Origin of the sequence: Parazoarcus communis SWub3 = DSM 12120 (assembly GCF_003226565.1) — a bacterium.
Taxonomy (GTDB): Bacteria; Pseudomonadota; Gammaproteobacteria; order Burkholderiales; family Rhodocyclaceae; genus Parazoarcus; species Parazoarcus communis.
Genome location: NZ_QKOE01000001.1, coordinates 707,540 through 719,609, shown reverse-complemented (window position 1 = coordinate 719,609; position 12,070 = coordinate 707,540). Strand labels below are relative to the sequence as shown.

The 12,070-nt window shown below is 58.1% G+C and carries 21 protein-coding genes; all 21 read left to right on the top strand.

The annotated features are described in order from the left end of the window. The first annotated feature begins 13 nt into the window (after window positions 1–13). The 21 genes from fusA to rpsE all read left to right on the top strand — a co-directional run bounded on the left by fusA (window position 14) and on the right by rpsE (window position 12,068). Complete coding sequence (gene fusA, locus DNK49_RS03435; RefSeq protein ID WP_110522885.1) at window positions 14–2,110, top strand: elongation factor G; 2,097 nt, start codon at window positions 14–16, stop codon at window positions 2,108–2,110. Window positions 2,111–2,137: 27 nt separating this feature from the next. Further along, window positions 2,138–3,328 carry an elongation factor Tu gene (tuf, locus tag DNK49_RS03430; RefSeq protein WP_110522884.1) on the top strand — a complete coding sequence of 397 codons (1,191 nt, stop codon included), beginning with the start codon at window positions 2,138–2,140 and terminating at the stop codon, window positions 3,326–3,328. A 56-nt stretch (window positions 3,329–3,384) separates the two neighbouring features. After that, window positions 3,385–3,696, top strand: a complete 312-nt coding sequence (gene rpsJ / locus DNK49_RS03425; RefSeq protein WP_107494444.1) for a 30S ribosomal protein S10 — start codon at window positions 3,385–3,387, stop codon at window positions 3,694–3,696. Between the two features lie 114 nt (window positions 3,697–3,810). Then, entirely contained in the window at window positions 3,811–4,449 is a 639-nt protein-coding gene (gene rplC, locus DNK49_RS03420; RefSeq protein WP_110522883.1) for a 50S ribosomal protein L3, read from the top strand. Between the two features lie 13 nt (window positions 4,450–4,462). Beyond that, window positions 4,463–5,083 carry a 50S ribosomal protein L4 gene (gene rplD / locus DNK49_RS03415; protein WP_110522882.1) on the top strand — a complete coding sequence of 207 codons (621 nt, stop codon included), beginning with the start codon at window positions 4,463–4,465 and terminating at the stop codon, window positions 5,081–5,083. Continuing rightward, on the top strand, window positions 5,080–5,385 hold the full coding sequence (gene rplW, locus DNK49_RS03410; RefSeq protein ID WP_110522881.1) for a 50S ribosomal protein L23: 306 nt from the start codon (window positions 5,080–5,082) through the stop codon (window positions 5,383–5,385). Before rplD ends, rplW begins: the two co-directional genes overlap by 4 nt. A 6-nt stretch (window positions 5,386–5,391) precedes the next feature. Then, a complete protein-coding gene (rplB, locus tag DNK49_RS03405; RefSeq protein WP_110522880.1) occupies window positions 5,392–6,219 on the top strand; it encodes a 50S ribosomal protein L2 in 828 nt (275 codons plus the stop codon). A 10-nt stretch (window positions 6,220–6,229) separates the two neighbouring features. After that, window positions 6,230–6,505 carry a 30S ribosomal protein S19 gene (gene rpsS / locus DNK49_RS03400; protein WP_011767136.1) on the top strand — a complete coding sequence of 92 codons (276 nt, stop codon included), beginning with the start codon at window positions 6,230–6,232 and terminating at the stop codon, window positions 6,503–6,505. Window positions 6,506–6,510: 5 nt separating this feature from the next. After that, window positions 6,511–6,840: a 50S ribosomal protein L22 gene (gene rplV, locus DNK49_RS03395; protein ID WP_110522879.1), complete on the top strand. Its 330-nt coding sequence runs from the start codon at window positions 6,511–6,513 to the stop codon at window positions 6,838–6,840. Window positions 6,841–6,850: 10 nt separating this feature from the next. Then, entirely contained in the window at window positions 6,851–7,624 is a 774-nt protein-coding gene (rpsC, locus tag DNK49_RS03390) for a 30S ribosomal protein S3 (protein WP_110522878.1), read from the top strand. Next, a complete protein-coding gene (gene rplP / locus DNK49_RS03385; protein ID WP_110522877.1) occupies window positions 7,624–8,037 on the top strand; it encodes a 50S ribosomal protein L16 in 414 nt (137 codons plus the stop codon). Before rpsC ends, rplP begins: the two co-directional genes overlap by 1 nt. Before the next feature lie 2 nt (window positions 8,038–8,039). Next, window positions 8,040–8,228, top strand: coding sequence for a 50S ribosomal protein L29 (rpmC, locus tag DNK49_RS03380; RefSeq protein ID WP_110522876.1), 189 nt, complete (start codon window positions 8,040–8,042; stop codon window positions 8,226–8,228). Window position 8,229: 1 nt separating this feature from the next. Continuing rightward, window positions 8,230–8,499: a 30S ribosomal protein S17 gene (rpsQ, locus tag DNK49_RS03375; protein WP_110522875.1), complete on the top strand. Its 270-nt coding sequence runs from the start codon at window positions 8,230–8,232 to the stop codon at window positions 8,497–8,499. A gap of 150 nt (window positions 8,500–8,649) precedes the next feature. Continuing rightward, window positions 8,650–9,018: a 50S ribosomal protein L14 gene (rplN, locus tag DNK49_RS03370; protein ID WP_110522874.1), complete on the top strand. Its 369-nt coding sequence runs from the start codon at window positions 8,650–8,652 to the stop codon at window positions 9,016–9,018. 12 nt (window positions 9,019–9,030) lie between these two features. Then, window positions 9,031–9,348 carry a 50S ribosomal protein L24 gene (gene rplX, locus DNK49_RS03365; protein WP_110522873.1) on the top strand — a complete coding sequence of 106 codons (318 nt, stop codon included), beginning with the start codon at window positions 9,031–9,033 and terminating at the stop codon, window positions 9,346–9,348. A gap of 9 nt (window positions 9,349–9,357) precedes the next feature. Then, complete coding sequence (rplE, locus tag DNK49_RS03360) at window positions 9,358–9,897, top strand: 50S ribosomal protein L5 (RefSeq protein WP_110522872.1); 540 nt, start codon at window positions 9,358–9,360, stop codon at window positions 9,895–9,897. Window positions 9,898–9,904: 7 nt separating this feature from the next. Beyond that, window positions 9,905–10,210 carry a 30S ribosomal protein S14 gene (gene rpsN / locus DNK49_RS03355; RefSeq protein WP_110522871.1) on the top strand — a complete coding sequence of 102 codons (306 nt, stop codon included), beginning with the start codon at window positions 9,905–9,907 and terminating at the stop codon, window positions 10,208–10,210. A 13-nt stretch (window positions 10,211–10,223) separates the two neighbouring features. Continuing rightward, complete coding sequence (gene rpsH / locus DNK49_RS03350) at window positions 10,224–10,619, top strand: 30S ribosomal protein S8 (RefSeq protein WP_110522870.1); 396 nt, start codon at window positions 10,224–10,226, stop codon at window positions 10,617–10,619. Between the two features lie 13 nt (window positions 10,620–10,632). Next, the gene (gene rplF / locus DNK49_RS03345; protein WP_110522869.1) at window positions 10,633–11,166 is read left to right on the top strand and encodes a 50S ribosomal protein L6; all 534 of its coding nucleotides are present in this window, start codon (window positions 10,633–10,635) and stop codon (window positions 11,164–11,166) included. A gap of 11 nt (window positions 11,167–11,177) precedes the next feature. Further along, window positions 11,178–11,531 (top strand): 50S ribosomal protein L18, encoded by a 354-nt coding sequence (gene rplR, locus DNK49_RS03340; RefSeq protein WP_110522868.1) that lies wholly within the window; start codon window positions 11,178–11,180, stop codon window positions 11,529–11,531. Window positions 11,532–11,543: 12 nt separating this feature from the next. Next, window positions 11,544–12,068, top strand: a complete 525-nt coding sequence (gene rpsE, locus DNK49_RS03335) for a 30S ribosomal protein S5 (RefSeq protein ID WP_110522867.1) — start codon at window positions 11,544–11,546, stop codon at window positions 12,066–12,068. The last annotated feature ends 2 nt before the right edge of the window (window positions 12,069–12,070 follow it).

Here is a 12,070-nt window from a genome sequence, read left to right as displayed (position 1 = left end):
AGGCAGGTATAACGTGGCTCGCAAGACTCCTATTGAGCGTTACCGCAATATCGGTATTTCTGCTCACATCGACGCCGGCAAAACGACGACGACCGAGCGTATCCTTTTTTACACCGGCGTGAATCACAAGATTGGTGAAGTTCACGATGGCGCAGCCACCATGGACTGGATGGCGCAGGAGCAGGAGCGCGGGATCACGATTACCTCCGCTGCAACCACGTGCTTCTGGAAGGGGATGGAGATGAACTTCCCCGAGCACCGTTTCAACATCATCGATACGCCGGGACACGTCGACTTCACCATTGAAGTCGAGCGTTCGATGCGTGTGCTTGATGGTGCCTGCATGGTCTACTGCGCGGTGGGTGGTGTGCAGCCTCAGTCCGAGACCGTTTGGCGTCAGGCGACCAAGTACAAGGTGCCGCGTCTTGCCTTCGTGAACAAGATGGACCGTTCGGGTGCCAACTTCTTCAAGGTTGTTGAACAGATGAAGGTTCGCCTGAAGGCGAGCCCGGTGCCGATCGTGATTCCTATTGGCGCCGAAGATACCTTTGCCGGTGTCGTGGATCTGATCAAGATGAAGGCGATCATCTGGGATGAAGCATCCCAGGGTATGAAGTTCGACTATCGCGACATCCCTGCCGATCTGGTTGATACCGCCAATGAATGGCGTGAGCAGATGGTCGAGGCGGCTGCAGAAGCCAACGAAGACCTGATGAACGAGTATCTCGAGAACGGCGAGTTGTCGGAAGAGAAGATCAAGGCGGGTCTGCGTCAGCGTACGCTGGCATGCGAGATTCAGCCGATGCTGTGCGGTACTGCATTCAAGAACAAGGGTGTTCAGCGCATGCTCGATGCTGTCATCGAGTTCCTTCCTTCTCCTGTGGATATCCCGCCGGTTGTGGGTACCGATGACGATGAGAAGGAGACTTCGCGTCGTGCGGATGATGGCGAAAAATTCGCTGCGCTGGCATTCAAGCTGATGACCGATCCGTTTGTTGGTCAGCTGACTTTCGTGCGTGTTTACTCCGGCGTTCTGAATTCCGGTGAAACGGTACTGAACTCGGTCAAGGGCAAGAAGGAACGTATCGGTCGTATCCTTCAGATGCATGCCAACGAGCGCGAAGAGATCAAGGAAGTTCTGGCGGGTGACATCGCTGCGTGTGTTGGCTTGAAGGAAGTGACCACTGGTGAAACCTTGTGTGACCCCAGTGCCCCGATCGTGCTTGAGCGCATGGTCTTCCCCGAGCCCGTGATTCACGTTGCGGTTGAACCGAAGACCAAGGGCGACCAGGAAAAGATGGGTATCGCGCTTGGTCGTCTGGCGGCAGAGGATCCGTCGTTCCGCGTGCGTACCGATGAGGAGTCTGGTCAGACCATCATCTCGGGTATGGGTGAGCTGCACCTCGAGATCATCGTCGATCGTATGAAGCGCGAGTTCAACGTCGAAGCGAACGTGGGCGCTCCGCAGGTGGCTTACCGCGAAGCGATCCGCAAGGCGGTCGAGCAGGAAGGCAAGTTCGTCAAGCAGTCCGGTGGTCGTGGTCAATACGGTCACGTCTGGATCAAGCTTGAGCCGAACGAGACCGGCAAGGGTTATGAGTTCGTCGATGCGATCAAGGGCGGTGTGGTTCCGCGCGAGTACATTCCGGCGGTGGACAAGGGCCTGCAGGATACGTTGCCGAATGGCGTGCTGGCTGGGTTCCCTGTGGTTGATGTGAAGGTCACCTTGTTCGACGGTTCGTATCACGATGTCGACTCGAACGAAAACGCATTCAAGATGGCGGCTTCCATGGCGTTCAAGGACGCGATGCGCAAGGCCAATCCTGTGCTGCTTGAGCCGATGATGGCGGTTGTCGTTGAAACGCCGGAAGACTACATGGGTAACGTCATGGGCGATCTTTCCGGTCGTCGTGGCATTGTCCAGGGTATGGATGACATCCCGGGCGGCATGAAGGAGATCAAGGCTGAAGTGCCGCTGGCCGAGATGTTTGGCTACGCAACCCAGCTGCGCTCGCTGACCCAGGGTCGTGCGACCTACTCGATGGAATTCAAGCATTATTCGGAAGCGCCCAAGAGCGTTGCCGAAGCAGTGATCAACAATCGCAAGTAATCAACGATCTGAAGCGAGGATTTAGGAATGGCTAAGGGTAAGTTTGAACGTACGAAGCCGCACGTAAACGTTGGCACGATTGGCCACGTTGACCACGGCAAGACCACGCTGACGGCAGCGATCACGACGATTCTGTCGAAGAAGTTCGGTGGCGAGGCGAAGGCCTATGACCAGATCGATGCGGCGCCGGAAGAAAAGGCACGTGGTATCACCATCAACACCGCGCACGTCGAGTACGAAACCGCAGCGCGTCACTATGCGCACGTTGATTGCCCGGGTCACGCTGACTACGTCAAGAACATGATTACCGGTGCGGCGCAGATGGACGGCGCGATCCTGGTGTGTTCGGCTGCTGACGGCCCGATGCCGCAGACTCGCGAGCACATCCTGCTGGCTCGTCAGGTGGGTGTTCCGTACATCATCGTGTTCCTGAACAAGTGCGACATGGTCGATGACGAAGAGCTGCTCGAGCTCGTCGAGATGGAAGTGCGTGAGCTGCTGTCGAAGTATGACTTCCCGGGTGACGATGTGCCCATCGTCAAGGGTTCGGCACTGAAGGCGCTCGAAGGCGACCAGTCCGACATCGGTGAGCCGGCGATCTTCCGTCTGGCTGATGCGCTGGACAGCTACATTCCGACGCCTGAGCGCGCCATCGATCGCCCTTTCCTGCTGCCGATCGAAGACGTGTTCTCGATCTCGGGTCGTGGCACCGTGGTGACCGGTCGTGTCGAGCGTGGCGTGGTCAAGGTTGGTGAGGAAATCGAGATTGTTGGCATCAAGGCGACGGTCAAGACCACCTGCACCGGCGTGGAAATGTTCCGCAAGCTGCTGGATCAGGGGCAGGCTGGCGACAACGTGGGCGTGCTGCTGCGCGGCACCAAGCGTGAAGACGTCGAGCGCGGCCAGGTGCTGTGCAAGCCGGGTTCGATCAAGCCGCACACCCACTTCACGGGTGAGGTGTATGTGCTGTCGAAGGAAGAGGGTGGCCGTCACACGCCGTTCTTCGCCAACTACCGTCCGCAGTTCTACTTCCGTACGACGGATGTGACGGGTGCGATCACGCTGCCGGAAGGCACAGAGATGGTCATGCCGGGTGACAACGTGTCGATCACCGTCAAGCTGATCGCTCCGATCGCCATGGAAGAAGGTCTGCGTTTCGCCATCCGTGAAGGTGGTCGCACCGTTGGTGCTGGCGTCGTCGCCAAGATCATCGAGTAACATCGTTTTCGCGGGGCCCTTTGCGGGCTCCGCTCTTTCGCTCTTTGGGAACTATCATGCAAAGCCAGAAAATCCGTATTCGTCTGAAAGCCTTCGACTACCGTCTGATCGATCAGTCCGCGCTCGAGATCGTTGATACCGCCAAGCGTACCGGTGCTGTCGTTCGTGGTCCCGTGCCGCTGCCGACCCGCATCGAGCGTTTCGATCTGCTGCGGTCGCCGCACGTCAACAAGGCGTCGCGTGATCAGATGGAGATTCGTACTCACCAGCGTCTGATGGATATCATTGATCCGACCGACAAGACGGTTGATGCATTGATGAAGCTGGATCTTCCGGCGGGTGTGGATGTGGAAATCAAGCTGCAGTAATCGGATTGCTTGCATTTCTTTCGATAGGGCCGGTATAATCCGGCCCTTGTGCCTTTTGGTGCAATTTATTTGTTCGACCCCCGGTCAATCGAAACCGGGAATCAGGAGAAAAACATGAGTCTAGGCCTTGTAGGGCGCAAGGTCGGCATGACTCGCATTTTCGCCGAGGATGGCAGGACCATTCCGGTGACTGTGCTTGACGTGTCCGACAATCGCGTGTCCCAGATCAAGACGCCTGAAACCGACGGCTATGCCGCGGTTCAGGTTGCAGTTGGTAAGCGTCGCGCCAGTCGCGTCGTGAAGTCCCTCGCAGGTCATCTGGCCAAGGCGGGTGTTGAGCCTTGCCGTATCCTTCGCGAATTCCGTGTTGAAGCCGACAAGCTTGCCGAAATGAAGGCGGGTGATGTCGTTGGCGCGGACCTGTTCGCCGTTGGTCAGAAGGTTGACGTTACCGGTGTCACCATCGGTAAGGGTTTCTCGGGTGTCCAGAAGCGTCACAATTTCGCGTCGAACCGGGCGTCGCACGGTAACTCCGTGTCGCACAATGCGCCTGGTTCTATCGGTATGGCGCAGGATCCCGGTCGCGTGTTTCCCGGTAAGCGCATGGCTGGTCAGTACGGCAATGTTCAGCGCACGACTCAGGGTCTGGAAGTGGTTCGCGTTGATGTCGAGCGTCAGCTGCTTTTGATCAAGGGTGCTGTGCCGGGCTCGAAGGGCGGCGACGTGGTCGTCAGTCCTGCGGTCAAGGCTTGAGGGGCGATACGCAATGGAACTGAAACTCTTGAACGAGCAGGGCCAGGCTGCATCCACGCTGCAAGCGTCTGATGTGCTGTTTGGTCGCGAATACAACGAAGCGCTGATTCATCAGATCGTGGTCGCCTATCTGGCGAATGCACGTTCGGGTAATCGTGCGCAGAAGGGTCGCTCGGAAATCGCCAAGTCGACCCGTAAGCCGTTCCGTCAGAAGGGTACGGGTAATGCTCGTGCCGGTATGGCGTCCTCGCCGATCTGGCGTGGCGGCGGCAAGATCTTCCCGAACAAGCCCGACGAGAACTTCTCGCAGAAGGTCAATCGCAAGATGTACCGCGCAGGTGTTGCGTCGATTCTGTCGCAGCTGGCTCGTGAAGATCGTCTGGCGGTTGTTGAAGACTTCAGCGTCGAGGCGCCGAAGACTCGCATGCTGGTGCAGAAGCTCAAGGGTATGGGGCTGGATTCCGTGCTGTTGATTACCGATGGCATTGACGAGAACCTGTTCTTGTCCTCGCGCAACCTCAATGAGGTGCTGGTGCTCGACGTCAACGAAGCTGATCCGGTGTCGCTGGTGCGTTTCCCGAAGGTGCTGGTCACCAAGGGTGCGCTGGCCAAGATGGAGGAAGCGTGGCAATGAGCGCTATTAGCCAGGAACGTCTGCTGCAGGTGCTGCTCGCCCCGCAGATCTCCGAAAAGGCAACCTATGTTGCCGAGAAGAACGAGCAGGTGGTTTTCAGGGTTGCCTCCGATGCGACCAAGCCTGAAGTGAAGGCGGCTGTTGAGCTGCTGTTCAAGGTTCAGGTCGAGTCGGTGCAGGTTCTGAACGTCAAGGGCAAGGTCAAGCGCGTGGGTCGTACCATCGGTCGCCGCAAGGACTGGAAGAAGGCCTTCGTTTGCCTCAAGCCCGGCCAGGAAATCAACTTTGTGGCTGGGGAGTAATCAATCATGGCACTGGTAAAACTCAAGCCTACCTCCGCCGGCCGTCGTGCGATGGTCAAGGTGGTGAATCCCGATCTGTACAAGGGTCGTCCCTTTGACGGTTTGATCGAGAAGAAGACCAGCAAGGCTGGTCGTAACAACTCGGGCCGCATCACTGTGCGTCACCAGGGCGGTGGTCACAAGATGCACTACCGCGTCATCGATTTCCGTCGCAACAAGGACGGTGTCGTTGCGAAGGTTGAGCGCATCGAGTATGACCCGAACCGTTCCGCCAATATCGCACTGCTGTGCTATGCAGACGGCGAGCGTCGCTACATCATTGCGCCCCGCGGCGTTGTGGTGGGACAGGCCATTGTTTCGGGCGTGGAAGCGCCGATCAAGCCGGGCAATGCATTGCCGATCCGCAATATTCCGGTGGGCTCGACCATTCACTGCGTCGAGATGATGCCTGGCAAGGGTGCTCAGCTCGCCCGCGCAGCGGGGACCTCGGTTCAGCTGCTGGCTCGTGAAGGTTCGTACGCTCAGCTGCGTCTGCGTTCCGGTGAGATCCGTCGTGTTCACGTCGAATGTCGCGCCACGATCGGTGAAGTCGGCAACGAAGAGCACAGTCTGCGCAAGATCGGCAAGGCCGGCGCAAACCGTTGGCGCGGTATTCGCCCGACGGTGCGTGGCACCGCGATGAACCCGGTTGACCACCCGCATGGTGGTGGTGAGGGTCGTACCGGCGAAGGCCGTGTAGCGGTCAGCCCGTGGGGCACGCCTGCCAAGGGTTATCGTACCCGCAGTAACAAGCGGACCGATAACATGATCGTGCAGCGTCGTCATAAGCGTTAAGGGGTAACAGATGGCACGTTCTATCAAGAAAGGCCCGTTCATCGACGCTCACCTTCTGAAGAAGGTCGACGCCGCGCGGGCGAGCAACGACAAGCGTCCGATCAAGACCTGGTCGCGTCGTTCCACCGTACTGCCTGACTTCGTCGGTCTCACCATCGCGGTCCACAATGGTCGGCAGCATATTCCGGTCTATGTGTCCGAGAATATGGTCGGTCACAAGCTGGGCGAGTTTGCGCTGACGCGTACCTTCAAGGGTCACGCAGCCAGCAAGAAGGCGAAGAGGTAAGCGACATGGAAACCAAAGCTATTCTCCGTGGCGTTCGCCTGTCGGCACAGAAGGGTCGTCTCGTGGCTGACCTGGTGCGCGGCAAGCCGGTCGCCCAGGCCCTGAATGTCCTGACTTTCTCGCCGAAGAAAGGCGCAGAGATCATCCGTAAGGTCGTTGAGTCTGCTATCGCCAATGCCGAGCACAATGACGGTGCTGACATCGATGCGCTGAAGATCAAGACGATTCATGTGGAGCAAGGCACCACGCTGAAGCGTTTCACCGCACGTGCGAAGGGCCGTGGAAATCGCATTTCCAAGCCCACCTGCCACATCTACGTGACCGTCGGCGAGTAAGGGAGTACATATGGGTCAGAAAATTCATCCCACCGGATTCCGCCTCGCCGTCACGCGTGATTGGGGTTCCCGTTGGTACGCCTCGAGCCAGGATTTCTCGAAGATGCTGCACGAGGATCTCAAGGTTCGTGATTATCTGAAGAAGCGCCTCGCGCATGCTTCGATCGCACGTGTCGTGATCGAGCGACCGGCCAAGAATGCACGCATCACCCTGTTCTCGGCACGTCCGGGCGTTGTGATTGGCAAGAAGGGCGAGGACATCGAGGCGCTCAAGCGTGACCTGCAGAAGATTGTTGGCGTGCCGGTGCATGTCAATATCGAAGAGGTTCGCAAGCCCGAGATCGATGCCAAGCTGATTGCTGATTCGATCGCTCAACAGCTCGAAAAGCGCATCATGTTCCGTCGTGCGATGAAGCGTGCGATGCAGAACGCCATGCGTCTTGGCGCGCAGGGCATCAAGATCATGAGTGCGGGTCGTCTGAATGGTGCTGAAATCGCGCGGACCGAGTGGTATCGCGAAGGTCGTGTGCCGCTGCACACCCTCCGTGCCAACATCGATTACGGTGTCTCGGAAGCGAAGACCACCTATGGGATCATTGGCATCAAGGTGTGGGTCTACAAGGGTGACATGCTCGGTCGTAACGAGCAGCCGGTTGCCGCCGAACCTGAAGCCGACAACCGTCGCGGTCGTCGCGGTGCGCCGCGCAACGACGGTGGCGAAGGCCGTCCGGGTCGTCGTCCCGCCCGTCGTGATGGGCGGCAAGAAGAAAGCAGGAGTGAATGATGCTGCAACCGACGAGAAGAAAGTATCGTAAGGAGCAGAAAGGCCGCAACACGGGTGTTGCCACCCGTGGTGCCAAGGTCAGCTTCGGTGATTTCGGTCTGAAGGCAGTGGGGCGTGGTCGCCTCACCGCACGTCAGATTGAATCGGCGCGTCGTGCGATGACGCGTCACATCAAGCGTGGCGGTCGTATCTGGATCCGTATTTTCCCGGACAAGCCGATTTCGCGTAAGCCGGCGGAAGTTCGTATGGGTAATGGTAAGGGCAATCCCGAGTACTGGGTCGCTGAGATTCAGCCGGGTAAGGTGCTCTACGAAATGGACGGCGTGGATGAAACGCTCGCTCGCGAAGCTTTCCGGCTGGCTGCAGCCAAGCTTCCGATCGAAACCGTGTTCGTCACTCGCCTGGTGGGGTAAGCATGAAAGCGAGTGAACTCCGCGCCAAGAGCGCAGATGAATTGAATAACGAATTGCTCGAGTTGCTGAAGGCGCAGTTTTCCCTGCGTATGCAGCTGGCTACTCAGCAGCTGAGTAATACGAGCCAAATTGGTAAGGTGCGCCGTGACATCGCGCGTGTCCGTACGCTTCTTCGCGAAAAGGCGGTGTGAGATGAGCGAGCAAGTTGAAAAGGTTCGCCGCGCGCTCGTCGGGCGTGTCGTCAGCGACAAGATGGATAAGACGGTGACTGTTCTTGTTGAACGCCGGGTCAAGCACCCGCTGTATGGCAAGATCATCACCCGGTCTGCGAAGTACCATGCGCATGTCGAGAACGGTGCGGCCACCCAGGGCGACCTGGTGGAGATCGAGGAGTGCCGTCCGATTTCGCGTACCAAGACCTGGCGTGTCACTCAAGTGCTCGAAAAGGCACGAGTGATCTGATCGGGTTGGTTTGCAATTTTTGTTAGAACAGCTTGGCACTCGCGTGCCAAGCTGTTATACTTTCAAATCTTGCTCCGGGATTCGTCGGGGCATCCTACCCTGACGGGTTCCAATACTGACCGCGCAGCGGGATAAGTTGGAGATAAATTCATGATTCAAATGCAGTCCAGGCTCGACGTGGCCGACAACACCGGCGCGCGCTCGGTGATGTGCATCAAGGTGCTTGGCGGCTCGAAGCGTCGCTATGCCAGCATTGGTGACATCATTAAGGTTACCGTGAAGGATGCTGCGCCGCGCGGCCGTGTAAAGAAGGGTGATGTTTATAACGCCGTTGTGGTTCGTACTGCCAAGGGTGTCCGTCGTCCCGATGGTTCGCTTGTCAAGTTCGACAATAACGCTGCGGTGCTGCTGAATAATAAGCTCGAGCCTATCGGTACGCGTATCTTCGGGCCGGTCACGCGCGAGCTGCGCTCCGAGCGGTTCATGAAGATCGTTTCGCTGGCGCCGGAAGTGCTCTGAGGAGTCAATGAGATGAACAAGATCCGCAAGGGTGATGAAGTCGTGGTGCTGACGGGCAAGGACCGTGGGCGTCGCGGTGTCGTGCTTAGCCGCGTTGGCGACGAGCGCTTGGTGGTCGAGGGTGTGAATCGGGTGAAGAAGCACGTGCGTCCGAATCCGCTCAAGGGTGAGGTGGGTGGCATCGTCGAGAAAGAGATGTCCATCCATATTTCGAACGTTGCGCTGTTCAATCCTGCGTCTCAGCAAGCTGATCGCGTTGGGATCAAGGTGCTTGAGGATGGTCGCAAGGCTCGCTTCTTCAAGTCGAACGGCGAGCTCGTGGACGCGTAAGGAGTGGCAATGGCTCGCTTGCAACAGATTTACAAAGAAGCCGTGGTGCCGGAGCTGCTGAAGCAGTTTGGCTACAAGTCGGTGATGGAAGTGCCTCGAATCACCAAGATCACCCTGAATATGGGTGTGGGTGAGGCTGTTGGCGACAAGAAGGTTCTTGAGCACGCCATCGGCGACATGGCCAAGATTTCTGGTCAGAAGCCGGTTGCAACCAAGGCTCGGAAGTCCATCGCAGGTTTCAAGATTCGCGACGGCTATCCTATCGGCTGCATGGTGACTTTGCGTGGCGAGAAAATGTATGAGTTTCTCGATCGCCTGGTGACCATCGCGCTGCCGCGCGTTCGCGACTTCCGTGGTATCGCTTCGAAGGGTTTTGATGGTCGTGGAAATTACAACCTCGGCGTGAAAGAGCAGATCATTTTCCCCGAAATCGAATACGACAAGATCGATGCGTTGCGCGGTATGAACATCAGCATCACGACGACGGCCAAGAGCGACCAGGAAGCCCGCGCGCTGCTGGGTGCGTTCAAGTTCCCGTTCAAGAATTGAGGGTGATATGGCGAAACTGGCTCTGATCAATCGTGAAGAAAAGCGTCGCAAGACGGTCGAGAAATTCGCTGCCAAGCGTACCGCACTGATCGCGCAGATCAACGATACCAAGCTGTCGGACGAGGAGCGCATGACTGCACGCCTCGCGCTGCAGCAACTGCCGCGTAATGCCAGCCCAATTCGTGGGCGCAATCGTTGCAGTCTGACCGGACGTCCGCGTGGCGTGTTCCGCAAGTTTGGTCTGTGCCGCAACAAGCTGCGGGAGCTGGCCTTCCGTGGTGAAGTGCCTGGCATGACCAAGGCGAGCTGGTAAGGAGAATAGAAAGATGAGTATGTCCGATCCGATCGCCGACATGCTGACGCGCATTCGCAATGGGCAGCAGGCCCAGAAAGCGAACGTGAGCATGCCCTCGTCGAAGCTGAAAGTGGCGATCGCCAAGGTTCTGCAGGATGAAGGCTATATCGATGGCTATGCCGTTCGCGAAGCGGAAGGCAAGGCGCAGCTCGATCTGGTCCTGAAGTATTACGCGGGTCGCCCCGTCATCGAGCGTATCGAGCGTGTGAGTCGCCCCGGTCTTCGTGTCTATAAGGCCAGCGATGATTTGCCGCGCGTGATGAATGGTCTGGGTGTCGCCATTGTGTCGACGCCTAAGGGTGTGATGACTGATCGCGCTGCCCGTACAAGTCGGGTGGGTGGCGAAGTCATCTGCCTGGTCGCGTAATAAGGGGGATTCCATGTCTCGTGTAGCAAAGAATCCTGTGGCCATTCCGGCTGGCGTAGAAGTCAGCATCTCGGCTGCAGAACTCGCGATCAAGGGCCCGCTGGGTACCGTGCGTCAGGCTCTGAACGGTGCGGTGTCCGTCGAGCGCGAAGGTGACACGCTGGTATGCAAGGCGCGCGAAGGTGTTGCCAACTCGCACGCCATGTCGGGTACCGTGCGCGCGCTGGTAAACAACATGGTGATCGGTGTTACCAAGGGCTTCGAGCGCAAGCTCAACTTGGTTGGCGTTGGTTACCGTGCTCAGGCTCAGGGCGACAAGCTGAACCTTTCGCTGGGTTTCTCCCATCCGGTGGTGCATCAATTGCCCGCTGGCGTGAAGGCTGAAACTCCCACTCAGACCGAGATCGTGATCAAGGGTATCGACAAGCAGCAAGTCGGTCAGGTTGCGGCCGAGGTACGGGCATACCGCTCTCCCGAGCCCTACAAGGGTAAGGGCGTCCGTTATTCGGACGAAGTGGTTGTGCTCAAGGAAACCAAGAAGAAGTAAGGCGGTTCGTCATGAACAAGAAAGAAACTCGTCTTCGCCGCGCGCGCAAAACTCGCGCCAAACTTGCGGAGCTCAAGGCGGTGCGCCTCACCGTGTTCCGTTCCAACAGCCACATGTACGCCCAGGTGATTTCGGGCTGCGGTTCGCAGGTGTTGGCATCTGCCTCCACAGTGGAGCCCGCGGTCCGTGCTCAAGTCGCCAACGGCGGCAACAAACAGGCAGCAGAAGTGGTCGGCAAACTCATTGCCGAGCGCGCCAAGGCTGCCGGGATCGAGACGGTCGCTTTCGACCGCTCGGGCTTCCTCTATCACGGCCGCGTCAAGACGTTGGCTGAGGCCGCCCGTGAAGGCGGTCTTAAGTTCTAAGCGAGGATTCGAATGGCTAAGCAACAGAGCAAGCGCCCGCAAGCCTCCGAGGAGCGCGACGACGGACTGCGTGAAAAGATGGTCGCGATCAATCGCGTGACCAAGGTCGTGAAGGGTGGCCGTATTCTCGGCTTCGCCGCGCTGACCGTGGTTGGCGATGGCGACGGTGGCATTGGTATGGGCAAGGGCAAGTCCCGCGAAGTTCCCGTGGCTGTGCAGAAAGCGATGGATGAAGCTCGCCGCAAGCTGGCTAAGGTTCCGCTCAAGAACGGTACGCTTCATCACACCGTGATGGGCAAGCATGGCGCCGCATCGGTGCTGATGCAGCCTGCACCGGTTGGTACCGGCATCATTGCTGGTGGTCCGATGCGTGCCGTTTTCGAAGTCATGGGCGTTACCGACATCATCTGCAAATGTATCGGTTCCACCAATCCGTACAACGTCGTGCGTGCGACGATCAACGGTTTGTTGGCGGTCAACACCCCGGCGGCAATTGCAGCGAAGCGCGGCAAGTCCGTCGAAGAACTCCTGGGGTAAGC

Bases quoted from the DNA above. Each gene is read 5' to 3' on its own strand.
- rplV (WP_110522879.1), top strand. From the start codon at position 6,511: ATGGAAACCAAAGCTATTCTCCGTGGCGTTCGCCTGTCGGCACAGAAG.
- rplC (WP_110522883.1), top strand. From the start codon at position 3,811: ATGAGTCTAGGCCTTGTAGGGCGCAAGGTCGGCATGACTCGCATTTTC.
- rplX (WP_110522873.1), top strand. From the start codon at position 9,031: ATGAACAAGATCCGCAAGGGTGATGAAGTCGTGGTGCTGACGGGCAAG.
- rplF (WP_110522869.1), top strand. From the start codon at position 10,633: ATGTCTCGTGTAGCAAAGAATCCTGTGGCCATTCCGGCTGGCGTAGAA.
- rplP (WP_110522877.1), top strand. From the start codon at position 7,624: ATGCTGCAACCGACGAGAAGAAAGTATCGTAAGGAGCAGAAAGGCCGC.
- rpmC (WP_110522876.1), top strand. From the start codon at position 8,040: ATGAAAGCGAGTGAACTCCGCGCCAAGAGCGCAGATGAATTGAATAAC.
- rpsN (WP_110522871.1), top strand. From the start codon at position 9,905: ATGGCGAAACTGGCTCTGATCAATCGTGAAGAAAAGCGTCGCAAGACG.
- rpsQ (WP_110522875.1), top strand. From the start codon at position 8,230: ATGAGCGAGCAAGTTGAAAAGGTTCGCCGCGCGCTCGTCGGGCGTGTC.
- tuf (WP_110522884.1), top strand. From the start codon at position 2,138: ATGGCTAAGGGTAAGTTTGAACGTACGAAGCCGCACGTAAACGTTGGC.
- rplB (WP_110522880.1), top strand. From the start codon at position 5,392: ATGGCACTGGTAAAACTCAAGCCTACCTCCGCCGGCCGTCGTGCGATG.
- rplE (WP_110522872.1), top strand. From the start codon at position 9,358: ATGGCTCGCTTGCAACAGATTTACAAAGAAGCCGTGGTGCCGGAGCTG.
- rplN (WP_110522874.1), top strand. From the start codon at position 8,650: ATGATTCAAATGCAGTCCAGGCTCGACGTGGCCGACAACACCGGCGCG.
- rplW (WP_110522881.1), top strand. From the start codon at position 5,080: ATGAGCGCTATTAGCCAGGAACGTCTGCTGCAGGTGCTGCTCGCCCCG.
- rplR (WP_110522868.1), top strand. From the start codon at position 11,178: ATGAACAAGAAAGAAACTCGTCTTCGCCGCGCGCGCAAAACTCGCGCC.
- rpsS (WP_011767136.1), top strand. From the start codon at position 6,230: ATGGCACGTTCTATCAAGAAAGGCCCGTTCATCGACGCTCACCTTCTG.
- rpsE (WP_110522867.1), top strand. From the start codon at position 11,544: ATGGCTAAGCAACAGAGCAAGCGCCCGCAAGCCTCCGAGGAGCGCGAC.
- rpsC (WP_110522878.1), top strand. From the start codon at position 6,851: ATGGGTCAGAAAATTCATCCCACCGGATTCCGCCTCGCCGTCACGCGT.
- rpsH (WP_110522870.1), top strand. From the start codon at position 10,224: ATGAGTATGTCCGATCCGATCGCCGACATGCTGACGCGCATTCGCAAT.
- rpsJ (WP_107494444.1), top strand. From the start codon at position 3,385: ATGCAAAGCCAGAAAATCCGTATTCGTCTGAAAGCCTTCGACTACCGT.
- rplD (WP_110522882.1), top strand. From the start codon at position 4,463: ATGGAACTGAAACTCTTGAACGAGCAGGGCCAGGCTGCATCCACGCTG.